Here is a 23,388-nt window from a genome sequence, read left to right as displayed (position 1 = left end):
GCGTACGGCCCCGGGATTCGGCCGGCGCTCCGGCCGGCGCTCTGCCGTGCGCCCCCTTTCGCGCTCACCCGTGCGCCGCCTACAGCCCGCCCCTGTCGGTTGCCTTGACAGACCGTCAAGGCGGCGGCAGGGTTTCGACGCCACCTTTTGGGAGCGCTCCCAATCTGGGGAGAAGCCCAAAGGCATGGCTTCACACCGGCCTTCGAGGCCGCCTCTCCCACGCCGACCGCCATCGAAGCGACCCGTCGGCGTACCTCCAGCCCTCCCTTGACGCATCGAGGAGATGCCATGTCCCGCTCGTCCGTGCCGCGTGCCCGTATCCGCTCCGTCGTACTCGCCTCCGCGGCGGCGACGCTGGCCCTCGCCCTCACCGGCTGCTCGACCTCCGGCGACGCTTCCGCCTCCGCCGACGGGAAGATCACCCTCACCGTCGGCACCTTCGGGACCTTCGGATACAAGGAGGCCGGCCTGTACGACGCGTACATGAAGCAGCACCCGGAGATCACCATCAAGGAGAACCCGACGACCGCCGAAGGCAACTACTGGACCGCCCTGCAGACCCGCCTGTCCGGCGGCGGACTCGACGACGTCCAGGCCCTGGAGGTCGGTCGCATAGCCCGCGCCACCTCCGAGGACCTCTCCGACGCCTTCGCCGACCTGTCCGACGCCCCTGGCGTCGAGAAGAAGAACTACCTGCCCTGGAAGTGGGACCAGGCCACCACTGCCGACGGCAGGACGATCGGCCTGGGCACCGACGTCGGCCCGATGGCCATCTGCTACCGCCAGGACCTGTTCGAGGCCGCGGGTCTGCCCTCCGACCCCGAGTCCGTCGGCAAGCTGTGGGCGGGCGACTGGGCGAAGTTCGTCGAGACGGGCAAGCGGTACCAGGCCAAGGCGCCCAAGGGCACTTCCTTCATGGACAGCGCCACCGGGCTGTTCAACGCCGTCGTCTCCAGCAGCACCGTCCAGTACTACAAGGGCGGCAAGCTCGCCTACAAGGACTCGTCCAGCGTCAAGACCGGCTGGGACCTGGCCGTCAAGGCCGTCCAGGGCAAGACCAGCCAGGGCCTGAAGATGTTCGACACCCCCTGGCAGACCGCGTTCTCCAAGTCCACCTTCGCCACCACGGTCTGCCCCTCCTGGCAGCAGGCGAACATCCAGCAGTTCTCCGGCCCTTCCAACAAGGGCAAGTGGAACATCGCCCAGCCCCCGGCCGCCGGCAACTGGGGCGGTTCCTTCCTGGCCGTACCGGCCTCCGGCAAGCACGTCGACGAGGCCAGGAAGCTCGTCGCCTGGCTCACCGCGCCCGAGCAGCAGGCGAAGGTCTTCCAGAAGGTGGGCAACATCCCCGCCAACCAGGCCGCCTACGACCTGCCGGGTGTCGTCGACTACAAGAACGCCTACATCGGCCCCGACGCCGCCACCGGACAGATCTTCTCCACCGCCGCCAAGGCCATCCAGCCCGCCGAGACCGGCCCGCACGCGCAGGACCTGACCGGGGCGTTCAGCACCGGCGTCCAGCTGATGGAGCAGAACGGCAAGAGCCCGGAGGAGGCGTGGAACGCCACGGTGCGCCAGATCGACAGCACCATCCAGTAGCGCTCCCCGCCCCCACCTCTTCCGGGCCGCCGTCGCGGGGGAGAGGGTGGCCGGCCACCGGGGAGCCGGCCGCCCCCACCCCGTACCGACGTGACCGGCCGTGACCACCGAAGGAACCGCCCGTGGCCTCCACGACCGCACCCAGCCGCAACGGCCCAGCAGGCCGGCAGGACACCCCACCGCCCCCCGCCCGCCCCTCGGGACCCTCGGCCTGGCGCAGCCGCCTGCACCGCTGGGACACCAAGGGCACGCCGTACGCCCTCGTCGCACCCTTCTTCCTCGTCTTCGCCGCCTTCGGCCTCTTCCCGCTGCTCTACACGGGGTGGCTCTCCTTCCACCGGGTGAGCCTGTACAACGTCGACCGCGCCGAATGGGTCGGCCTGCGCAACTACACCGACCTGTTCACCGGTCAGGTCAGCCACTACTTCTGGAACGCGCTCCTCAACACCTTCACCCTCGGTGTCCTGTCCACCGTCCCGCAGCTGCTGATGGCACTGGGTCTCGCCCACCTGCTCAACTACCGGCTGCGCGCCCGCGGGTTCCTGCGCACGGCGCTCCTCGCCCCGTACGCGACCTCCGTCGCCGCCGCCACCCTCGTCTTCGCCCTGATCTTCAGCCCCGAGGGGGGCATGGCCAACTGGTTCCTCGGCCTGTTCGGCGCCGGGCCCGTGCACTGGGAGGCCGGTCGCTGGAGCTCGCAGTTCGCGATCTCCGTGATCGTCACCTGGCGCTGGACCGGTTACAACGCCCTGATCTACCTCGCCGCCATGCAGGCCGTGCCGCGCGAGCTGTACGAGGCCGCCGCCCTGGACGGCGCCAGCCGCTGGCAGCAGTTCCTGCACGTCACGGTCCCCGCCCTGAAGCCCACGATCCTCTTCACGGTGATCGTGTCGACCATCGGAGCCACCCAGCTCTTCGGCGAGCCCTATCTGTTCGGTGGCCAGAGCGGCCACCAGGGCGGCACCGACCACCAGTACGAGACCCTCGGAATCCTCATGTACGACCAGGGCTTCCACTCCAGCATGCTCGGGCGCGCCAGCGCGGTCGCCTGGATCATGTTCGGCCTGCTGCTGCTCATCGGGCTCGTCAACGCGCTGATCACCCGCCGCCTGCGCGCCTCCCAGTGACGTGGAGTACGACATGACCACCACCGCCCCCGTGTCCGACCGTCCTCACCGGACGGCGACGCGACCGTCCGTCCGCGCCGGCAGGGCCGGCGGACAGCACCGGGCCGGGCCACTCGCCCGCATCGTCCTCGGACTCGCTGCCCTGGCCTCGCTGTTCCCGCTGTACTGGACGCTGGTCGCCGCGTCCACCGACAGTCACGCGGTCGTCTCCAGCCCGCCCCCGATGCTGCCCGGCGGCAACCTCATCGAGAATCTCACCTACGTCTGGCACAACGCCGGCGGGCGTGGCATGGGCGTCGCCCTGCTCAACTCGACGCTCGTCGCGGGCGCCGTCACCGTCACCACGGTGACCTTCTCCGTGCTCGCCGGCTTCGCCTTCGCCAAACTCCGGTTCCGGGGGAAGAAGGTGATGCTCGGCCTGGTCCTGTCCACCCTCGCCGTGCCCGCGCAGCTCAGCGTCGTACCCCTGTTCATCCTGACCAGGAATCTGGGACTGGGAAATCACCTCGGGGCGCTGATCCTGCCCGTCCTGGTCACCGCCTTCGGCGTCTTCTTCATGCGGCAGTTCCTCTCCCAGGCGCTGCCCACCGAACTGCTGGAGGCCGCCCGCGTCGACGGCGCCAACTCGCTGCGCGTCATCTGGCACGTCGTCTTCCCCGTCGCCCGCCCGGCGATGGCGGTCCTGGGCATGCTGACCTTCGTCCAGTCCTGGAACGACTTCCTCTGGCCGATCGTCGTCATGAACGGCTCCACCAACCCGACCGTGCAGGTCGCCCTCGCCGGGCTGGGAACCGGCTGGTCGACCGACTGGTCCGTCATCACCGCCGGAGCGCTCATGGGCACCCTGCCGCTCCTCCTGGTCTTCGCCCTCTTCGGCCGGCACATCGTCGGCGGCATCACCCAGGGCGCCATCAAGGGCTGACCTCCCCTCCTCCCCTCGTCCCACACCTCCGCCAAAGGGAGACTCCGCCATGCCCGCAACCCCTGCCACCGCCCCCGCCTCCACGGCCGTCGACCGCCTCCATTTCCCGCCCGGTTTCCTGTGGGGCGCGGCCACCGCCGCCTACCAGATCGAGGGCGCCGTCGGCGAGGGCGGCCGCACGCCGTCCATCTGGGACACCTTCTCCCGCACCCCCGGCAAGGTCGCCAACGGCGACACCGGCGACATCGCCTGCGACCACTACCACCGCTACCGCACGGACGTCACCCTGATGTCCCACCTCGGTCTTCAGGCGTACCGCTTCTCCCTGTCCTGGCCCCGCGTCCAGCCCGGCGGACGGGGCCCCGCCAACGCCGCGGGCCTCGACTTCTACAGCCGGCTCGTCGACGAACTCCTCGACGCCGGCGTGCAGCCCGTCGCCACCCTGTACCACTGGGACCTTCCCCAGGCGCTGGAGGACGAAGGGGGCTGGACGGTACGCGAGACCGCCGAGCGCTTCGGCGAGTACGCGGCGCTGGCCGCCGACGCACTGGGCGACCGGGTCGCCCTGTGGACCACGCTCAACGAGCCCTGGTGCTCGGCCTTCCTCGGCTACGGCTCCGGCGTCCACGCCCCGGGCCGCACCGACCCCGCCCTCGCCCTGCGCGCGGCCCACCACCTCAACCTCGGACACGGCCGCGCCACCGCGGCCCTGAGCGCGTCCCTCCCCGCCCACGCCCAGATCGCGGTCTCCCTCAATCTGCACCACGTCCGGCCGCTCACCCGGGAACCGGCCGACCTCGACGCGGCCCGCCGCATCGACGCCGTCGCCAACCGGGTCTTCACCGGCCCGATGCTCTCCGGCGGATATCCGGCCGACCTCCTCGCCGACACCGCCCACGTCGTCGACTGGGGCACCCTCGTCAAGCCCGGCGACGAATCCGCCATAGGCGCCCCCATCGACCTCCTGGGCATCAACTACTACACGCCCGCCGTCGTCTCCGCCCCGATGCCCGGAGCGGCTGCGGTCAACCACGCCCACGGCGAGAGCGACCACTCCCCGTGGCCCGGCTCCGAGGACGTCAACTTCCACCTCCCGCCCGGCGACACCACCGACATGGGCTGGACCATCGATCCCACCGGGCTCTACGACCTCCTCCTGGCCACGTCCCGAGCCCACCCCGGCCTCCCCCTGGCGGTCACCGAGAACGGCGCAGCCTTCCCCGACATCCCCACGGCGGACGGGCAGATCCAGGACCACGACCGGATCGACTACCTCCACCAGCACCTCAACGCCGTCCACCGGGCCATCGCCGACGGTGCCGACGTACGCGGCTACTTCCTCTGGTCCCTGCTCGACAACTTCGAGTGGGCGTACGGATACGAGAAGCGCTTCGGCGCCGTCCACGTCGACTACACCACCCAGCTGCGCACCCCGAAGCACAGCGCTCATTGGTACGCCAGGGCCATCGCCGCGAACGCGGTCCCGGGTCTGTGAGCTTCAAGGACGGAGCAGAACTCTCCCGACGCGGGGATCCCCGCTGTCCGTGAGTTCCATGGCCCGCCCGAACTCGTCGATGTCCAGCTGGTGCGTGAGGAGTTCGAGTGGCGTCAGCCTTCCCGCGGAGAAGGCGCTCACGGCGTAGGACCAGGCGCCGGAGGAGGCCCCGAAGGCGGTTCCGATCGACAGCTGCCGTGCGACGACCTGGGCGGGATCGAGCCTTTCCGCCCCCTGGACCGGGATGCCCGTGAGCACCAGGCGCCCTCCCGGTCGCAGCAGGGACGTCGCTGTGTGCGCGCTCGACGTCCCGCCCGCGGCGTCGATCACCACGTCGAAGTCCGCGAGACCGGAGGCGCGGTCCCACGTCCGATAGGCCGTGGCTCCGAGACGACGGGACACATCGGCTCGGTCGGGGCTCGTGCCGACGACCGTCAGCTCGCTCGGCGAGAAGGCGCAGAGGAGCTGTGCGGCGAGCAGTCCGAGGGCACCGGAGCCGATGACGGCCACCCGTGAGCCGGGCAGGGGGGACGCCTTGAGTACCGCGGCGGCCGCGCAGGCGGCCGGCTCGAGGAACGCGGCGGCGGTGAGGTCGGCGTCCGGCGCGAGTGTGTGCAGCAGACGAGCGGGGAGGAGGAGGGTGGGAGCCATGGCGCCGGGAAGGGTGAACCCCGTCTCCGCGTATCCGCGGGTGCACAGGGTGGTCTCTCCGTCGCGGCACGGCGCGCAGGTCCCGCAGGTGCGCAGCCCTTCGCCCACGACCTTGCGACCGATCAGGGAAGCGGGCGCGCCCTCTCCCACGGCGGTGACGGTGCCGGACCACTCGTGGCCAGGGGTGACCGGATAGCGCACGTACGGAACGGGGCGGCGGCCCAGGTAGACGTCGCGGTCGCTGCGGCTGATCCCGACGGCATGCACGCGCACCTGGGCTTCTCCGGGCCCCGCCTGTCGAGGCTCGTGCTGCACGAGGCGAAACGACTTGGGAGCGTTCAGGACCACAGCCTGCCCCCGGCGGCTCACAGGAAGGCGCCCTGGGCGGTGGGCGGAGTGAAACACATGGGGCGACTCCTGGCGTTCGATATTTCGGGCGTCGTTCGAAATTGTGTCGCGACGATACGAAGCATGGTGAGGTGTGTCAACGGGCTTCATACTGCGGAGCCTTCTGTGTCGCGGGGCGCCTCAGCAGGTCCTGTTAACGCTCACATCTTCGAGGTGTAACTAGCGGAGCGGCGACTCGTCTCTCCACATCAAAAACGGGTAACGGCCGTACGAACCCTTGAGTTACGAGTCTGTTAGCGCTCACAATGTGTCGCGTTCGGCAGCCCACCGGCCGTCGGAGGCCCACGCACATTCGCCTCCGCTCAGCTCAACCACCGCTGCGCAGCCACGCCTTCGCCGGGCCCAGCCCCTTCCGGGCACCGCCCTGTACGACGCACGTCCCGAAAGGAACCTCGACATGGCCCACAGAGCCCTCCGTGTCATCACCGCCGCCGTTCTGGCCGCTGGTGTGCTGACCGCCTGCACCACCGAGCCCGCGGCCACCGGTACCACCGGCGGCACCGGCAAGGGCTCCTCCGACGGCAAGCTGGTGCTCGGGTTCGCCCAGGTGGGAGCCGAGAGCGGCTGGCGCACCGCCAACACCAAGTCCGTACGCGAGGCGGCCGACAAGGCCGGCATCACGCTGAAGTTCTCCGACGCGCAGCAGAAACAGGAGAACCAGATCAAGGCGATCCGCACGTTCATCCAGCAGAAGGTGGACGTCATCGCCTTCTCGCCGGTGGTGGAGTCCGGCTGGGACACCGTCCTGAAGGAGGCCAAGAACGCCGGCATCCCGGTGATCCTCACCGACCGTGCGGTCGACTCGCAGGACACCTCCCTGTACCAGACCTTCCTCGGCTCCGACTTCGTCAAGGAGGGGCAGGAGGCCGGCAAGTGGCTCGTGAAGGAGTACGAGGGGACCTCCGACCCCGTGAACGTCGTCGAGCTCCAGGGCACCACCGGCTCCGCCCCCGCCAACGACCGCAAGGCCGGCTTCGCCGAAGTGGTCAAGGGCGAGCCCAAGTTCAAGGTCGTCGCGTCCCAGACCGGGGACTTCACACGCGCCAAGGGCAAGGAGGTCATGCAGGCCTTCCTCAAGTCCCACGAGGACATCGACGTCCTGTACGCCCACAACGACGACATGGCCCTGGGCGCCATCCAGGCCATCGAGGAGGCGGGCAAGAAGCCGGGCACCGACATCAAGGTGATCTCCGTCGACGGCATCAAGGACGCCTTCGTCGCCATGCAGGAGAAGAAGATCAACGTGGTGGTCGAGTGCAACCCGCTCCTCGGCGACCAGCTGATGGAACTCGCCAAGAAGGTCGCGGCGGGGGAGAGCGTCCCGCGACGGGTCGAGGTCAAGGAGGGCGTCTTCACCCAGGACCAGGCCGCGGCCGCCCTGCCCGGCCGCCAGTACTGACCCGACGCCCGCACCGGACCGGGGGCGGTCCTCGCGCCGCCCCCGGCCCCTCAGGAGAGGAGGGCGGATGGCAGCCCCACCCACCCCCCGCACACCCACCCGCACCGACCGGCCGGTCCTGGAGGCCCAGGGCATCCGCAAGGTGTTCCCCGGCGTCCTCGCCCTCGACGGCGTGGACCTGCGCCTCTTCCCCGGCGAGGTCCACGCCCTGATGGGCGAGAACGGCGCCGGCAAGTCCACCCTCATCAAGGTGCTCACCGGCGTCCACCCACCCGACGCGGGAACGGTCTCCGTCGACGGCAGCCCCCAGGGATTCGCCGAACCACTGGAAGCGCAGCACGCCGGAATCAGCACGGTGTACCAGGAGGTGAACCTGTGCCCCAACCTCTCCGTCGCCGAGAACATCCTCATCGGCCGTGAACCGCGGCGCCTGGGGCTGGTCCACTGGTCGGCCCTCCACGAACGCGCGGCACGGCTCATCGCCGAACTGGAACTGGACCTCGACGTCCGCCTGCCGCTGAGCGCCCACTCCCTCGCCGTCCAGCAACTGGTCGCGATCGTACGGGCCGTGGACGTCAAGGCGAAGGTCCTCATCCTCGACGAGCCCACCTCCAGCCTCGACCGGGACGAAGTCGCCCAGCTGTTCACCCTGGTGCGCAGACTGCGCGACCGGGGCGTCGCGATCCTCTTCGTCACCCACTTCCTCGACCAGGTCTTCGACCTGTGCGACCGGGTGACCGTCCTGCGCAACGGGCGCCTCGAAGGCGAGTACCGGATCGACGAGCTGACACCCGTCACCCTCGTACACCGCATGGTCGGCAGTGAACTGCGCATCCTCGACGAACTGGCCGAGACGTCCCACACCGGCCCCACGGCCGGCCCCGGTTCCGGAGGCACGCCCTTCCTCAGCGCCCGTGGCCTCGCCCGGGCCGGGGCCGTCCAGCCCTACGACCTGGACATCCACCGCGGCGAGGTCATCGGCCTGGCCGGGCTCCTCGGCTCCGGACGCACCGAGGCGGCCCGGCTGCTCTTCGGAGCCGACCACGCCGACGGAGGCGAGCTGCGCATCGACGGACGGCGCGCCGTCCTGCGCTCGCCACGCGCCGCGATCGCCCACAAGATCGCCTTCTGCTCGGAGAACCGCAAGGCGGAGGGCCTCATCGGCGAACTCACCGTCCGCGAGAACATCGTGCTCGCCCTCCAAGCCGCACGCGGCTGGACCAGACCCCTTTCCCGCACCCGGCAGGACGAGATCGCCGCCCGCTGGACCGAGGTCCTCGACATCCGCCCGGCCGACCCCGAGGCGCAGGTCCGCAACCTCAGCGGGGGCAACCAGCAGAAAGTGCTGCTCGCCCGCTGGCTGCTCACCGACCCGGAGCTGCTGATCCTGGACGAACCCACCAGGGGCATCGACATCGGTGCCAAGACGGAGATCCAGAAACTGGTCACCAGCCTGGCCGCGGAAGGCACCGCGGTCCTCTTCATCTCCGCCGAACTCGAGGAAGTGCTGCGGCTGAGCCACCGCGTGGGCGTCCTGCGCGACCACCGGCTCGTCGCCACCCTCCCCAACGACACGACCCTGACGCCCGACCGGATCCTGGGCGCCATCGCCACCGGAGCCACCTCATGACACCACCCGACGACACCGGCACCGGGAAGCGCCCGGGCCGGGCGCCCGGCACCCGGCGGCTCATCGAGCACCGCCTGTTCTGGCCCGCCGCCGTGCTGGCCGCCCTGCTGCTGGGGAACGTCGTCTTCACCCATGACTTCCTCGCCGTCCGCGTCCAGAACGGACACCTGTACGGCAGCCTGATCGACATCCTGCAGTTCGGCGCCCCCCTGATCCTCGTCTCGCTCGGCATGACGCTCGTGATCGCCACCCGGGGCATCGATCTCTCGGTCGGCTCGACGGTCGCCATCGCCGGCGCCCTCGCGTGCGAGCACATCGCCACCGCGAAGGACCCGGGGAGCCTGTCCACCGTCCTGTCCGCGGTCGCGCTGGCGGTCGGCGTGGCCGCCGCGATCGGACTGCTGAACGGCTTCCTCGTCGCCCGGCTCGGCGTCCAGCCCATCGTCGCCACGCTGGTCCTCATGGTCGCCGGACGCGGCGTGGCCCAGCTGATCACCGACGGCCAGATCGTCAGCGTGTCCAGCAGCGCCTACAAGATGATCGGCGGCGGATACTGGCTCACCCTCCCCTTCGCCGTCCTCCTCGCCGCGGCCCTCGTCGCCGTCACCTCCCTCGTCACCCGGCGGACCGCGCTCGGGCTGCTCATCGAATCGGTGGGCGGCAACCCGGTCGCCAGCCGACTCGTCGGCATCCGGGCGGCCGGCCTCCTGATCATGGTCTACGTCGTCAGCGCCGTGTGCGCCGCGGTGGCCGGCCTGATGATCAGCTCCAACGTGTCCAGTGCCGACGGCAACAACGCCGGCCTGTGGATCGAACTGGACGCGATCCTCGCCGTCGTCATCGGCGGCACCGCCCTGACGGGCGGTCGCTTCTCCCTCGGTGGGACGGTCCTGGGCGCACTGATCATCCAGACCCTCTCGACCACGATCTACACCCTCGGCGTACCGCCCGAGACCACCCTCGTCTTCAAGGCCCTGGTCGTCATCGTCGTGTGTCTCGTCCAGTCGCCCGCGTTCCGCGCGCGGCTCTCACGCCGTCGCCGAACGGCCGCCCCGGACCCGGCATCCGCGGCCGGCGACCTGACGGCCCGCCGGCAGGAGGTCCACCCGTGAGCACCATCCTCACCAAGCCGCTCCACCGCCTCTCGGCACGGCACGCCTCCCGCCTGCCGCTCATGGTGACGGCCACGCTGCTGGTCGCGATGTTCTCGATCGGCTCCGTGCAGTACGAAGGCTTCTTCTCCGCGCAGGTCCTGCTCAACGTCCTGATCGACAACGGCTTCCTGCTCGTCGTGGCGATCGGCATGACGTTCGTCGTCCTCACCGGCGGGATCGACCTCTCGGTCGGCTCCATGGTGGCCCTGTCGACCATGCTGACGGCCTGGCTCGTCGAACAGAACGGCCTGCCGCTCGCCCTGGCGGTGCCGGTGGTCCTGCTGGTGGGAGCAGGAGGCGGCGCCCTCATGGGCTGGGTGATCCACGCCTTCGAGATCCAGCCCTTCATCGTCACCCTCGCGGGCATGTTCCTCGCCCGCGGCCTCTGCTACATGATCAGCACCGAGTCCATCTCCGTCACCGACCCGACGACCACCCGGATCGCCCAGACGCGGGTGCTCCTGCCCGGGGGTCTGTTCGTCTCACCCGCCGTGGTCATCGCCCTGGTCGTGCTGGTGCTCGCCTTCGTCGTCCTCCACCACACCCGCTTCGGCCGCACCGTCTACGCCCTGGGCGGCAACGAGTCCTCCGCCCGTCTCATGGGCCTGCCCGTGGGCCGCACCAAGGTCGTGGTGTACGCCGTGAGCGGCCTGTGTTCCGCCCTCGGCGGTCTGCTGCTGACCTTCTACATGCTGTCCGGCTACGCCCTGCACGCCGTCGGCATGGAACTCGACGCCATCGCCGCCGCCGTGATCGGCGGGACGCTGCTGACCGGTGGCTCCGGCTTCGTCCTGGGAACCGCCCTGGGCGTGACGGTCCTCGGTCTGATCCAGACCGTCATCAGCTTCCAGGGCACGCTCAGTTCGTGGTGGACCCGCATCGTCATCGGCGGTCTGCTGTTCGTCTTCATCCTCCTCCAACGCCTCTTCGGAAGGTCCCGCCAGGCGGAATAGCCGCCTTGCCAAGAGCGAACCCCGAGCCGTCCTCCGCGTACGAACGCGCCCAGGGAGGGGGCAGGGCCGTCCCTGCCCCCTTTCCGGCTGTCGCCTCTCGCCGACAAGGAACCTCCATGAACCCGCCACCGTCCCCCTTCGCCGGGGTCCCCCCGGTCTGCCGCCCCGATCCGTACGCCGGACAACGATGGACCTTCGGCTTCCCCGGCGGCCTCACGGCGGAGGTGCACACCCGCGGCGCCCGCCTCCACGGGCTGTGGACGCCGGACCGGGGCGGCACCTCGGCCGACATCGTCCTCGCTCCTCGCGACCCGGCCCGGACGGCCACCACCGCCCGGTACTTCGGCGCCACCGTCGGCCGCTACGCCAACCGCATCGCGCGAGGCCGGTTCTCCCTGGACGGTAAGCCGTACCAGCTGACCACGCAGGAGGAGGACGGCCACTCCCTGCACGGCGGAACCGACGGCTTCGACACCCGGCTCTGGGAAGCCGAGAGCGTACACACCCCGGAGTGGACCGGTGTGCTCCTGCGCCTCCGCAGCCCCGACGGCGACCAGGGCTTCCCGGGAAACCTGGACGTCACCGTCAGCATGCTTGTCGGACGCGACGACGAACTCGCCTTCTCCTACACGGCGGTCACCGACGAGGCGACCCTGGTCAACCTGACCAACCACGCCTACTTCAACCTCGACGGCGAGGGCGCCGGCGACATCCTCGACCACGAACTGACCGTCGACGCCCCCCACTACACACCGGTCGGCGCGGATCTCATCCCCTCCGGCGCCCACCGCGCCGTCTCCGGCACCGCGTTCGACCTCCGCCGGCCGCTCAGGATCGCCGAGGCCCTGGCCCGCCCCGGCGCGAATGGCGGGTACGACCACAACTTCGTCCTGAGCCCGCACGACAACGAAACACTGCGCCGGGCCGCCGTCCTGTACGCGCCGGCCACGGGCCGCCGCATGGAGGTGCTGACCACGGAGCCCGGACTCCAGGTCTACACCGCGGGGCAGTTCGATGGAACGGTCCTCGGCAAGAACGGTACGCACTACGGGGCGGGCGCCGGTATCGCGCTGGAGACCCAGCACTTCCCCGACTCCCCGAACCGCCCCGGTGACCCGTCCACGGTGCTGCGACCCGGCGGCGAGTACCGGTCGAGGACGGTCCTGCGGTTCGGTACCCGCGACTGATCGCGTACGGACACGTCGACATGGCTGTGCCCGCCGGGGGAGGAACCGGCGGGCACAGCCATGACCGGAGGGACGTCAGGCACCCGCCCTGCGCTTGTTCCAGACGTCGAATCCGACCGCCGCGAGCAGCACCAGGCCCTTGATGACCTGCTGCCAGTCGGTGCCCACCCCGACGAGGTTCATGCCGTTGTTGAGCACGCCGAGGACCAGGCCGCCGATGATGGCTCCCAGGACGGTCCCGACTCCACCGCTCATCGACGCCCCGCCGATGAACGCGGCGGCGATGGCCTCCAGTTCGAAGTTCACGCCCGCCTTCGGCGAGGCCGCGTTGAAGCGGGCGGCGAAGACGAGCCCGGCGAGCGCCGCGAGCATTCCCATGTTGAGGAACACCGCGAAGGTCACCTTCCTGTCCTTGACCCCGGACAGCTTGGCGGCCGGCAGGTTCCCCCCGATCGCGTACACGTGGCGGCCGATCACCGCGTTGCGCATCACGTAACCGAAGCCGACCAGCAGCGCGGCCAGGATCAGGAGGACCACGGGCGCGCCCTTGTAGCTGGCGAGCAGCAGGGTGGTGACCAGGACAGCGGCGACCAGTGCCGTCAGCTTCAGCGCGAACAGGCCCGTGGGGAGCGGCTCCAGAGCGAATTCGCGCTGCCGACGGCGGTCCCGTACCTCCTGGAAGACCACGTAGGCGACCAGTCCCAGGCCGAGGAGCAGGGTCCCGTTGTGGTAGTTGGTCTGCGGCCCCACCTCCGGCAGGAAGCCGTTGGCGACCTTCTGCAGTCCGTCCGGGAACGGGCCGAGCGTCTGACCCTTGAGGAAGATCTCCGTGAGCCCGCGGAACAGCAGCATGCCGGCGAGGGTCACGATGAACGACGGTATGCCGACGTACGCGATGAAGAAGCCCTGCAGGGCGCCGGCGGCGGCTCCCAGCAGCAGGGTGAGGAGCACCGCGACGGGCCAGGCCACATGGTGCTCGACCATGAGCACCGCCCCGATGCCACCGACCAGGGCCATCAGGGAGCCCACGGACAGGTCGATGTGCCCGGAGATGATGACGATCATCATGCCGATGGCCAGGATGAGGATGTAGCTGTTCTGCAGCACCAGGTTGGAGACGTTGCGCGGCAGCAGGAGGTCGCCCCCCGTCCAGATCTGGAAGAGGAGCACGATCAGGCCGAGTGCGAAGAGCATCCCGTACTGGCGCATGTTCCGCCGGACACCGTCCAGGAGAATTCGGACCAGCGGTGCCCCGGTGGACGGAGCCCCGCGGCCCGGGGGCGCCGGTGTGGTCGTTTGCGTGCTGACGTCGGTGCTCATGCCTGGTGTCCTTCGCTGGAGGCGGCGCCTGCGGTGACCGCCGGTGGTGCGGGGGTGTCCTGCGTCATGTGCCGCATCAGGACTTCCTGGGTGGCGTCCGCGCGGGCGACTTCGCCGGTCAGCCGGCCTGCGGCCATGGTGTAGACGCGGTCGCACATGCCGAGCAGTTCGGGCAGCTCGGAGGAGATGAGGAGGATCGCCTTGCCCTCGGCGGCGAGCCGGTCGATCACGGTGTAGATCTCGAACTTGGCTCCCACGTCGACTCCGCGGGTGGGCTCGTCGAGGATGAGGACGTCCGGCCCGGCGAGGATCCACTTGCTGAGGACGACCTTCTGCTGGTTGCCGCCGGAAAGGCGGCCGACCGGCTCGAGGACGTTCGGAGCCTTGATGTTCATGGTCCGCCGGTACCGTTCGGCCACCTTGCGCTCCTCATGCCCGTCGACGACGCCGCGGCGGGCGAGGGCGCCGAGGGACGCGAGCGAGATGTTCCGGCTCACGGAGTCCCCGAGGTTGAGCCCGTAGTGCTTGCGGTCCTCCGTGACGTACGCGATGCCGTGGGCGACCGCCTCGGGGACCGTGCGGGTCCGTACCTCGCGGCCGTCCTTGAGCACGGTGCCCTGCTCGTAGTGACCGTAGGAACGGCCGAAGACGCTCATCGCGAGTTCGGTCCGGCCGGCGCCCATGAGTCCCGCGACGCCGACGATCTCCCCGCGGCGGACCTGGAGCGAGACCCCGTCGACGGCCTTGCGGCCGCGGTCGAGGGGGTGACGTACGGTCCAGTCCCGGATCTCCAGGACAGGGGCGGCGTCGGCCGGGCCCTCGTACGGCGTGCGGTGGGGGAACCGGCTGTCGAGGTCCCGCCCCACCATGCCGCGGATGATGCGTTCCTCGGTGGTGGCGGGGTCCCTGACGTCGAGGGTCTCGATGGAGCGCCCGTCGCGCAGGATGGTGACGGAGTCGGCGATCCGGGCGATCTCGTTCAGCTTGTGCGAGATGATGATCGACGTGATGCCCTGGCTCTTCAGCTCCCGCATCAGCCGCAGCAGCTTCGCGCTGTCCTCGTCGTTGAGCGCCGCGGTGGGCTCGTCGAGGATCAGCAGGCGGACGTTCTTCGCCAGCGCCTTCGCGATCTCCACGAGCTGCTGCTTGCCGACACCGATGTCGGCGACCCGGGTCTCGGGGTGTTCGTCGAGCCCGACCCGCCTGAGCAGTTCGGAAACACGGCGCAGCGCCTCGTGCCAGTCGATGATCCCGCGCCGGGACGGCTCGTTGCCGAGGAAGACGTTCTCGGCGATCGACAGATGGGGAACGAGTGCGAGCTCCTGGTGGATGATGACGATGCCGCGCTGCTCGCTGGCCCTGATGTCCTTGAACCGGCACGGCTCGCCTTCGAAGAGGATCTCGCCCTCGTAGGTGCCGTGCGGGTGGACGCCGGACAGGACCTTCATGAGCGTCGACTTGCCGGCACCGTTCTCTCCGCACAGGGCGTGCACCTCGCCGCGCTCCACGGACAGGGTCACGTCGGACAGTGCTCTGACCCCGGGGAAGGTCTTGACGATGGACCGCATCTCGAGGACGGGGCCGGCCGGGGACGAGGCGGAGACGGGAACCTTGGGGGAGCGGGCCGGGGCGGGCGTCACCGCAGTTCCTCTGCGTCGATGTAGCCCGAGTCGACCAGGACCTTCCGGTAGTTCGTCCTGTCGACGCTGACCGGATCGAGCAGGAAGGCCGGGACCACCTTCTTGCCGTTGTCGTAGGTGGCGTCGTCGTTGATCTCGGGCTTCTTGCCGGCGAGGACGGCGGTCACCATGTCTGCGGCGACCTGCGCGAGTGCGCGTGTGTCCTTGTAGACGGTCTGCGTCTGCTGGCCCGCGATGATCGACTTCACGGAGGCGACCTCCGCGTCCTGGCCGGTGACGACCGGCAGCGGCTTGGCGGCGCTCCCGTAGTCGTCGGACTTCAGGGCGGACAGGATGCCGATGGAGATGCCGTCGTAGGGGGAGAGGACGGCGTCGACCCGGGCGGAGGCGTACGTGGAGGTCAGCAGGTCGTCCATGCGCTTCTGGGCCGTACCGCCGTCCCACCTGAGCGTGGTGACCTGGTTCAGCTGGGTCTGCCCGGAGCGCACGACCAGCTGCTTCTTGTCCATGTACGGCTTCAGCACCTTCATGGCGCCGTTGAAGAAGTACTTGGTGTTGTTGTCGTCGTTGGACCCGGCGAACAACTCGATGTTGAAGGGGCCCTTCTTCGGGCCGGCCTTCAGCCCCAGCTTCTCGACGATGTACGTGGCCTGGAGCTCGCCGACCTTCTCGTTGTCGAAGGAGGCGTAGTAGTCGACGTGCGGGGAGCCCAGGATGAGCCGGTCGTAGGAGATGACCGGGATGTGGGCGTCGGCCGCCTGCTGCAGGACGTTGGACAGGGCCTCGCCGTTGATGGCGGCCACGACCAGGGCGTCGACGCCCTGGGTGATCATGTTCTCGATCTGGGCGACCTGCTGGTCGGGGTCGTCCTCGCCGTACTGCAGGGTCGTGGCGAAGCCGGCCTTCTTCAGGCTCTCGGTCATGTTGCGGCCGTCGGCGATCCACCGCTCGGAGGACTTGGTGGGCATCGCGATGCCGATGGTGTGGTCCTTCGAGTCCTTCGACTCCTGGCTGCCGCCCTCGCTGTTCTGCCCGCAGGCTGTCAGGAGCAGGGCACAGCCGGTGGTCACGGCCAGGAGGGCGGATGCGGATCGGAACTTCTTCATGGGTTACCTGGCAATCCCGTCGTCGAGGGCGGCTCCGGCCGAGGGACGGGTTCGGCGGCGGCGCGCGACCTCGCACCACCGGGACGGCGCCGTTCCGGCTGGGTGGCCGGGACGTCGGCGCCCCGGTCGAGGTTGATTGTTAGCGCTCACAACAGCGTGATACAAGAGGCGCTAAGGTTTTTCTCGTATCGATACACAGCCGTAAGCAGGGAGAAGGGAGGCGAACGTGGCGCATCCCGCGGAAGACGTCCGCCCGCCGACGATGGCCGACGTCGCACGAGAGGCGGGGGTCTCCCACCAGACCGTCTCCCGGGTGCTGAGCGATCACCCCAACGTGCGCGCGGCCACGCGGGAACAGGTCACCCTGGCCATCGAACGGCTGGGCTACCGTCGCAACTCCGCGGCACGCGCCCTGGTGACGCGCCGCACGAGGACGCTGGGTGTCATCGCCGTCAACACCGCCCTGTACGGCCCTGCCAGCACCCTGACCGGCCTGGAGGAGGCGGCCCGGGAGCAGGGCTACCTCGTCTCGACCGTCAGCCTCCGCACCGGGGAGGGGCAGGGGCTCAAGGACGCCGTCGACCACCTCGCGTCCTGGGGTGTGGAGGGCGTCGTCGCCATCACCCCGCAACGCTCGCACGTGCAGGCGCTCGCCGAGCTGGACGCGCCCTTCCCCGTGGTCACCGTGGAGGGGGGCCACCAGCTCGACCTGCCCGGCGTCTCCCTGGATCAGGAGCTCGGCGCCCGCATGGTCACGGAACACCTGCTCGCCGCCGGGCACGAGACCGTGTGGCACGTGGCGGGTCCCGACGACTGGCTGGAGAGCGAGGCCCGCACCGCCGGCTGGCGTACCGTCCTGGAGGAGAACGGCATCCGCCCTCCGCGCGTCCTGACGGGCGACTGGAGCCCGCTGTCCGGGTACCGGGCGGGGCAGGAACTCGCAGGACTCGCCCTGGCCCGCCGCGGGGCGACACCGGTCACGGCCGTCTTCGTCGCCAACGACCAGATGGCGCTCGGCGTCCTGCGGGCGCTGCGCGAGACCGGGATCCGCACCCCCGGACAGGTCGCCGTCGCCGGCTTCGACGACATCCCGGAGGCCGAGTACTTCCCGCCGCCGCTGACGACGGTCCGCCAGGACTTCGCCGCCATCGGACGCCAAAGCATCGGACTCCTGGTGAACCACATCGAGGGCCGCGCCCGGAAGGCCGAGCACCTCCTGGTGGAACCGCAGCTCATCATGCGCGCGAGCACGCGCCCCTCGAACGAATCCTGACGCGGGGGACCGGGCTCTCGCTATGACCTCCTGACGGCCCTCACGCGGAGGCCGGTGACTGGTCTCCTGCCTGCTGTATCTGCTGTATCTGCTGTGTCGGCTGTCGGGGGCTGCCGTCTGCCGTCTGCCGTCTGCCGTCTGCCGCCTGCCGCCTGATGTCTGGCGTCCGGCGGCGCACGCGCGTCGGTCCGCCCGCGCCAGCGCTCCGTCGACCGTTCCGTCCGCTCAGCCCTCCCGCCGGGCCGGTCGAGACGCCGAAGCTGACTCTGGTAGCCAGGTGAGCGCTCACTTCAGAGCCCCTCTTCTTGCCGAAAGTTTGACAGAACTGCACGCAACTCTTGTCCAAGTCAATTGTGAGCGTTAACAATCAGGGTGCTCCTCTGGCCCTGTTCATGACGAGAGAGACCGCATCGTGACCACACACATCCCTTCCGGCCCCGCAGCCCCTCACCACCCCGAGGCATGCACCATCGGAGTCGATTTCGGCACCCTCTCGGGGCGCGCCGTCGTGGTCAGGGTCCGGGACGGCGCAGAGCTCGGTTCGGCGGTCCACGAGTACCGCCACGCGGTCATCGAGGACCGCCTCCCCTCCGCCGGCGCCCCCCTGCCCCCCGACTGGGCCCTACAGCACCCCGAGGACTGGCGCGATGTCCTGCGCACCGCCGTTCCGGCGGCGCTCGCCGACGCCGGAATCGACCCGGCCCGCGTCATCGGCATCGCCACCGACTTCACCGCCTGCACGGTTCTGCCGACCGCCCCGGACGGCACCCCGCTCGCCCTGACGCCCGAGTGGGCCGACCGACCGCACGCCTGGCCCAAACTGTGGAAGCACCACGCGGCCCAGCCCCAGGCCGACCGCATCAACGCCCTCGCTCACGCACGCGGCGAGAAGTGGATCGCACGGTACGGAGGCAAGATCTCCGCCGAGTGGCAGTACGCCAAGGCCCTGCAGGTCCTGGAAGAGGACCCGGCCGTCTACGCCGCCTGCGCCCGCTGGATCGAGGCGGCCGACTGGATCGTCTGGCAGCTGACCGGCACCGAGTCCCGCAACACCTGCACAGCCGGCTACAAAGGCATCCATCAGGACGGGACCTACCCCTCGCCCGACTTCCTCGCCGGACTACACCCGGACTTCGCCGACTTCCCCGCCACTCGCCTGGAGCATCCCCTCTCCCCGCTGGGCTCCCGTGTCGGCACCCTGAGCAGCCGGGCCGCCCACTGGACCGGTCTCCCCGAGGGCATCGCCGTCGCGGCGGGCAATGTCGACGCCCACGTGGCCGCACCCGCGGCGGGAGCCGTGGAGAACGGCCGGATGCTCGCCATCATGGGCACCTCCACCTGCCACGTACTCAACGGCGCCACACTCGCCGAAGTCCCCGGCATCTGCGGGGTCGTCGACGGAGGCGTCGTCGAGGGTGCCTACGGTTACGAGGCCGGTCAGAGCGCGGTCGGCGACATCTTCGCCTGGTGGCTCCGCCAGGGCGTCCCGGACCACTACCGCGCCGAGGCCGAGGCATCGGGCGAGGACCTCCACCAGCTCCTGACCCGCAAGGCCGCGGACCAGCCGGTCGGCGCGCACGGGCTGGTCGCCCTGGACTGGATGAACGGCAACCGCTCCACCCTGGTCGACCACCACCTCTCCGGGGTCATCGCCGGCCTCACCCTCGACACCCGGCCCGAGGACGTCTACCGGGCCCTGCTCGAATCCACCGTCTACGGCACCCGGATGATCGTCGAGACCTTCGAGAACGCCGGGATCCCGGTCGAGGAGTTCATCGTCACCGGTGGACTGAGGAAGAACACGCTGCTCATGCGGATCTACGCCGACGTGCTGCGCCGGCCCGTGTCCCTCGGCACCTCCGAGCAGGGGCCGGCGCTCGGCTCCGCCATCCACGCCGCCGTCGCCGCGGGCGCCCACCCCGACGTCCGCTCCGCCGCCGCCGTCATGGGCGGCGTCCAGCGCCATGCGTACGTGCCCGACCCCGCACGGGCGGACGCCTACGACGCGCTGTTCCAGGAGTACCGCGCCCTGCACGACCACTTCGGTACCGGAGCAGACCTCCTCCTGCACCGCCTGCGACGGATCCGCAACACCGCACGCGCCGCCACCACCGACTGACCGGGCCCGCCTCCCCCCGTAGGCCCGAACTCTCCGACCCAGCACCTCCGAGGAGCACACCCGACATGACGCTCGCCCAGCCCGACCGCGAGATCTGGTTTCTCACCGGCAGCCAGGCCCTCTACGGCGACGACACCCTGGCCCAGGTCTCCGACCAGTCCCGTGCCATCTGCGGCACCCTCGCCGGGCAGCCCCGGATGACCGTCCGCGTGGTGTGGAAGCCGGTCCTCACCGACGCGGCCGCCATCCGCGCGATCTGCCTGGAGGCCAACGCCGACGACCGCTGCATCGGCCTCATCGCCTGGATGCACACCTTCTCCCCGGCCAAGATGTGGATCGCCGGCCTCGACGCCCTGAGCAAGCCCCTGCTCCACCTGCACACCCAGGCCAACCGCCAACTGCCCTGGTCCACCATCGACATGGACTTCATGAACCTGAACCAGGCCGCCCACGGCGACCGCGAGTTCGGCTTCGTCCAGACCCGCCTCGGTGTCCCGCGCAAGACCGTGGCCGGCCACGTCTCCGCCCCCGACGTCGTCGACCGCATCGCCGGCTGGGCCCGCGCCGCCGTCGGCCGCTCCGAACTCACCACCCTCAAACTCGCCAGGTTCGGCGACAACATGCGCGACGTCGCCGTCACCGAGGGCGACAAGGTCGAGGCGCAGCTGCGGTTCGGGGTCTCGGTCAACACGTACGGCGTCAACGACCTCGTCGCCGTGGTCGACGCCACCGAAGAGGACACCGTCACCGCCCTCGTCAAGGAGTACCAGGACCTCTACGCCCTCACGCCAGAGCTGCGGCCCGGCGGCGAGCGCCACGAATCCCTGCGCTACGCCGCCCGCGTCGAAGCGGGTCTGCGCACCTTCCTCACGGAAGGCGGGTTCCGCGCCTTCACCACCAACTTCGAGGATCTCGGGGGCCTGCGCCAGCTGCCCGGCCTCGCCGTGCAGCGCCTGATGGCGGACGGCTACGGCTTCGGCGGCGAAGGGGACTGGAAGACCTCCACCCTGCTGCGCGCGCTGAAGGCGATGGCCCACGGCCTGCCCGGCGGCACCTCCTTCATGGAGGACTACACGTACGACCTCACGCCAGGCCGGGAACTCATCCTCGGCGCCCACATGCTGGAGGTCTGCCCCTCCCTCACGACGGCCACGCCCAGCTGCGAGATCCACGCGCTCGGGATCGGCGGACGCGAGGACCCGGTCCGACTCGTCTTCGACGCGGATCCCGGTCCGGCCGTCGTCGTCGGTCTCGCCGACATGGGCGACCGGTTCCGCCTCGTCGCCAACCACATCGACGTCGTCGCTCCGCCCGAGCCGCTGCCCAAGCTCCCCGTCGCCCGGGCCGTCTGGCGCCCCCGCCCCGATCTCCGCACCTCCACCGAGGCCTGGCTGACGGCCGGAGCACCGCACCACACCGTCCTGACCACCGCCCTCGGCGGCGAGGAGCTCGAAGACCTCGCCGAGATGCTGCGGACCGAACTCGCCGTCATCGACGAGGACACCACCGTCCGGACCTTCACGCGCGAACTGCGCTGGAACCAGGCGTACCACCGTCTGGCCCAGAGCCTGTGAGCACCCCCGCCACCCCATCCATCCCCACGAGGACGGAGCCCTCCGTGACCACCGCCGTCTCCAAGGAACTGCGCCGGGAGGTGCTGGAGGCCAACCTCCGCATCCCCCGGGCCGGTCTGGCCACCCTCACCTGGGGCAACGTGAGCGGAGTCGACCGGGAGGCCGGCGTCTTCGTCATCAAGCCCTCGGGTGTGGCCTACGACGTGCTGAGCGAGGAGGACCTGGTCGTCGTCTCACTGTCCGACGGAAGCGTCGTGGAGGGCCACCTGCGACCGTCCACCGACACGGAGACGCACCGCAGCCTCTACCTGGCCTTCCCGTCCATCGGAGGCGTGACCCACACGCACTCCACCCACGCCGTCGCCTTCGCCCAGGCCCGGCGTCCGATACCGGTGCTCGGCACCACCCATGCGGACACCTTCAACGGTCCCGTCCCCGTCACCGCGGCCCTCACCCCCCAGCAGTGCGCCACGGACTACGAGTACAACACCGGCCAGGTCATCGTGGACCTGTTGGGCCGTGACGACACCCGGGCCCGCGAGGTCCCCGGTGCCCTGGTCGCCCACCACGGCCCCTTCACCTGGGGCGCCGACGCCACCGCCTCCCTGGAGCACGGCATCATCTGCGAGGCGGTGGCCGAGATGGCCCTCCACACCATCGCGCTGGGCACGGTCGAGCCTCCGCAGCACCTCCTGGACCGCCACTTCACACGCAAGCACGGCCCGGACGCCTACTACGGCAATTCTCCCTCCGTCTGACCGCACGGAGGGGAGCCAGGATCATCCTGGCTCCCCTCGCTGGTGCGGGCGTGTCACTGGAACTGTGCGAAGAACCTCCAGACCTCTCCCTTGGTCCAGGTCGCGACGCCGCTCTCGCCGGAGGAGCCGTCGACCGGACCGGGGATGTGGCCTCCGTCGAACGCGGCCCATTGGACCGGGTACCCGACACGGCAGCCGGAGCAGGTGGTGGTGATGTGCGTCCGGCTGCCCGGCGCGGGTTCGCGCGGGCTCTGCGGAGTGCAGCCGTTGGCGCGGACGAACCTGTCGCGCAGGGACCGTCCCTGCACGACGTCGAGGACGGAGTCGCCGATGCCGTGGATTCCGGAGTGGGCGATGGGCTGGGTGCCGCCGCTGCACCCGCTGATCTCGCCGCCGGAGATGACCGTGACAGCCCTGGAGACGTTCGACCGGCTGCATGCGAGTGCGCAGCTCATGCCGCCGCCCCGGCTGAACCCCGTGGCGAAGCGCTGCGCCGTGTTGACACAGAGGCCGCCTTCGATGCGCCGGATCATGTCGTCGACGAAGGTGACGTCCTCACCGCCCGAGTTGGCCCAGCCGTTGCCGAGGCCCTGGGGGGCGACGAGGATCGCGCTGTTGTCCGACTGTTCCTGCTGACCGTAGTAGGACCAGGCGTTTCCGCTCGTTCCGCCCGAGGCGACTTCGCCGGCGGTTCCGCCCCGCCAGTGGAACGCGAAGATCAGCCGGTAGGGACGGGCGTTGTCGTAGCCGGCGGGAACCCTGAGGATGAAGCTGCGGCTCTTGCCGCTGCTCCGAATCGTGTGTGTACCGCTGGTCAGAGTCGGGGCGCTGCCGCAGGCTCCGCCACCGGACGACAGCTTGACCATCTGCCATTGCTGGTTGACCCCGCCCCAGTCGGTGTACTGGACGACGTTGCCGCCGTCGGCGGTGGAGGCACCCTGCACCTCCACCGCCTTGCCGCTGTTGCGGTTGACCAGGACGTACGAGGCGTTGGTGTCCACCGTCGCCGCCTCGGCGGGCGTCGGCCTCGCCACTACGAGCGTGCCGAGCGTGAGGGCCGCCACCACGACGGC

18 protein-coding genes are annotated in these 23,388 nt (G+C 70.1%); 13 read left to right on the top strand and 5 right to left on the bottom strand.

The genetic code is table 11. The annotated features are described in order from the left end of the window. Nucleotides 1–288: 288 nt before the first annotated feature. The 4 genes from IE321_RS03495 to IE321_RS03480 all read left to right on the top strand — a co-directional run bounded on the left by IE321_RS03495 (nt 289) and on the right by IE321_RS03480 (nt 5,143). Complete coding sequence (locus tag IE321_RS03495) at nt 289–1,599, top strand: ABC transporter substrate-binding protein (RefSeq protein ID WP_190221703.1); 1,311 nt, start codon at nt 289–291, stop codon at nt 1,597–1,599. Nucleotides 1,600–1,721: 122 nt separating this feature from the next. Then, nucleotides 1,722–2,726 (top strand): carbohydrate ABC transporter permease, encoded by a 1,005-nt coding sequence (locus tag IE321_RS03490; RefSeq protein WP_190221702.1) that lies wholly within the window; start codon nt 1,722–1,724, stop codon nt 2,724–2,726. A gap of 13 nt (nt 2,727–2,739) precedes the next feature. Beyond that, on the top strand, nt 2,740–3,648 hold the full coding sequence (locus tag IE321_RS03485) for a carbohydrate ABC transporter permease (protein WP_190221701.1): 909 nt from the start codon (nt 2,740–2,742) through the stop codon (nt 3,646–3,648). Between the two features lie 49 nt (nt 3,649–3,697). Continuing rightward, on the top strand, nt 3,698–5,143 hold the full coding sequence (locus IE321_RS03480) for a GH1 family beta-glucosidase (RefSeq protein WP_190221700.1): 1,446 nt from the start codon (nt 3,698–3,700) through the stop codon (nt 5,141–5,143). A 3-nt stretch (nt 5,144–5,146) separates the two neighbouring features. On the opposite strand, the gene IE321_RS03475 is transcribed toward IE321_RS03480, so the two are convergent. Next, entirely contained in the window at nt 5,147–6,163 is a 1,017-nt protein-coding gene (locus tag IE321_RS03475) for a zinc-dependent alcohol dehydrogenase (protein ID WP_226653034.1), read from the bottom strand. A 436-nt stretch (nt 6,164–6,599) separates the two neighbouring features. On the opposite strand from IE321_RS03475, the gene IE321_RS03470 reads away from it, so the two are divergent. From IE321_RS03470 to IE321_RS03450, 5 genes are all read left to right on the top strand, one after another. After that, entirely contained in the window at nt 6,600–7,601 is a 1,002-nt protein-coding gene (locus IE321_RS03470; RefSeq protein WP_190221698.1) for an ABC transporter substrate-binding protein, read from the top strand. Between the two features lie 67 nt (nt 7,602–7,668). After that, nucleotides 7,669–9,231, top strand: coding sequence for a sugar ABC transporter ATP-binding protein (locus IE321_RS03465; RefSeq protein ID WP_190221697.1), 1,563 nt, complete (start codon nt 7,669–7,671; stop codon nt 9,229–9,231). Beyond that, the gene (locus IE321_RS03460) at nt 9,228–10,343 is read left to right on the top strand and encodes an ABC transporter permease (protein ID WP_190221696.1); all 1,116 of its coding nucleotides are present in this window, start codon (nt 9,228–9,230) and stop codon (nt 10,341–10,343) included. Before IE321_RS03465 ends, IE321_RS03460 begins: the two co-directional genes overlap by 4 nt. Next, nucleotides 10,340–11,338, top strand: coding sequence for a galactofuranose ABC transporter, permease protein YjfF (gene yjfF, locus IE321_RS03455; protein ID WP_190221695.1), 999 nt, complete (start codon nt 10,340–10,342; stop codon nt 11,336–11,338). Before IE321_RS03460 ends, yjfF begins: the two co-directional genes overlap by 4 nt. Before the next feature lie 116 nt (nt 11,339–11,454). Beyond that, nucleotides 11,455–12,525: an aldose epimerase family protein gene (locus IE321_RS03450; RefSeq protein ID WP_190221694.1), complete on the top strand. Its 1,071-nt coding sequence runs from the start codon at nt 11,455–11,457 to the stop codon at nt 12,523–12,525. Between the two features lie 75 nt (nt 12,526–12,600). On the opposite strand, the gene mmsB is transcribed toward IE321_RS03450, so the two are convergent. The 3 genes from mmsB to chvE are packed head-to-tail and all read right to left on the bottom strand — an operon-like array spanning nt 12,601 to nt 16,591. Then, nucleotides 12,601–13,845 (bottom strand): multiple monosaccharide ABC transporter permease, encoded by a 1,245-nt coding sequence (gene mmsB, locus IE321_RS03445; RefSeq protein WP_190221693.1) that lies wholly within the window; start codon nt 13,843–13,845, stop codon nt 12,601–12,603. Beyond that, nucleotides 13,842–15,485: a multiple monosaccharide ABC transporter ATP-binding protein gene (mmsA, locus tag IE321_RS03440; RefSeq protein ID WP_372470321.1), complete on the bottom strand. Its 1,644-nt coding sequence runs from the start codon at nt 15,483–15,485 to the stop codon at nt 13,842–13,844. The genes mmsB and mmsA overlap by 4 nt, the downstream gene beginning before the upstream one ends. Then, complete coding sequence (gene chvE, locus IE321_RS03435) at nt 15,482–16,591, bottom strand: multiple monosaccharide ABC transporter substrate-binding protein (protein WP_190221692.1); 1,110 nt, start codon at nt 16,589–16,591, stop codon at nt 15,482–15,484. The genes mmsA and chvE overlap by 4 nt, the downstream gene beginning before the upstream one ends. 226 nt (nt 16,592–16,817) lie before the next feature. Between chvE and IE321_RS03430 the strand changes: the two genes are divergently transcribed. From IE321_RS03430 to araD, 4 genes are all read left to right on the top strand, one after another. Continuing rightward, nucleotides 16,818–17,864 (top strand): LacI family DNA-binding transcriptional regulator, encoded by a 1,047-nt coding sequence (locus IE321_RS03430; RefSeq protein ID WP_190221691.1) that lies wholly within the window; start codon nt 16,818–16,820, stop codon nt 17,862–17,864. Between the two features lie 412 nt (nt 17,865–18,276). Next, complete coding sequence (gene araB / locus IE321_RS03425; RefSeq protein ID WP_190221690.1) at nt 18,277–19,983, top strand: ribulokinase; 1,707 nt, start codon at nt 18,277–18,279, stop codon at nt 19,981–19,983. A 65-nt stretch (nt 19,984–20,048) separates the two neighbouring features. After that, a complete protein-coding gene (gene araA / locus IE321_RS03420; protein WP_190221689.1) occupies nt 20,049–21,557 on the top strand; it encodes an L-arabinose isomerase in 1,509 nt (502 codons plus the stop codon). 44 nt (nt 21,558–21,601) lie between these two features. Then, nucleotides 21,602–22,315, top strand: coding sequence for an L-ribulose-5-phosphate 4-epimerase AraD (gene araD / locus IE321_RS03415; RefSeq protein ID WP_190221688.1), 714 nt, complete (start codon nt 21,602–21,604; stop codon nt 22,313–22,315). A gap of 53 nt (nt 22,316–22,368) precedes the next feature. On the opposite strand, the gene IE321_RS03410 is transcribed toward araD, so the two are convergent. Further along, entirely contained in the window at nt 22,369–23,382 is a 1,014-nt protein-coding gene (locus tag IE321_RS03410) for an RICIN domain-containing protein (RefSeq protein ID WP_190221687.1), read from the bottom strand. Between the last annotated feature and the right edge of the window lie 6 nt (nt 23,383–23,388).

It is taken from the genome of Streptomyces hydrogenans (assembly GCF_014656075.1).
Classification (GTDB): Bacteria; Actinomycetota; Actinomycetes; order Streptomycetales; family Streptomycetaceae; genus Streptomyces; species Streptomyces hydrogenans.
The sequence above is the reverse complement of the archived record's forward strand: the minus strand, read 5'-3'. Positions and strand labels throughout refer to the sequence as shown.

Excerpts from the sequence above, each read along its gene's own strand:
- IE321_RS03495 (WP_190221703.1), top strand. The coding sequence starts at position 289 with ATGTCCCGCTCGTCCGTGCCGCGTGCCCGTATCCGCTCCGTCGTACTC.
- IE321_RS03485 (WP_190221701.1), top strand. The coding sequence starts at position 2,740 with ATGACCACCACCGCCCCCGTGTCCGACCGTCCTCACCGGACGGCGACG.
- IE321_RS03480 (WP_190221700.1), top strand. The coding sequence starts at position 3,698 with ATGCCCGCAACCCCTGCCACCGCCCCCGCCTCCACGGCCGTCGACCGC.
- IE321_RS03470 (WP_190221698.1), top strand. The coding sequence starts at position 6,600 with ATGGCCCACAGAGCCCTCCGTGTCATCACCGCCGCCGTTCTGGCCGCT.
- IE321_RS03465 (WP_190221697.1), top strand. The coding sequence starts at position 7,669 with ATGGCAGCCCCACCCACCCCCCGCACACCCACCCGCACCGACCGGCCG.
- IE321_RS03460 (WP_190221696.1), top strand. The coding sequence starts at position 9,228 with ATGACACCACCCGACGACACCGGCACCGGGAAGCGCCCGGGCCGGGCG.
- IE321_RS03450 (WP_190221694.1), top strand. The coding sequence starts at position 11,455 with ATGAACCCGCCACCGTCCCCCTTCGCCGGGGTCCCCCCGGTCTGCCGC.
- mmsB (WP_190221693.1), bottom strand. The coding sequence starts at position 13,845 with ATGAGCACCGACGTCAGCACGCAAACGACCACACCGGCGCCCCCGGGC.
- chvE (WP_190221692.1), bottom strand. The coding sequence starts at position 16,591 with ATGAAGAAGTTCCGATCCGCATCCGCCCTCCTGGCCGTGACCACCGGC.
- araA (WP_190221689.1), top strand. The coding sequence starts at position 20,049 with ATGACGCTCGCCCAGCCCGACCGCGAGATCTGGTTTCTCACCGGCAGC.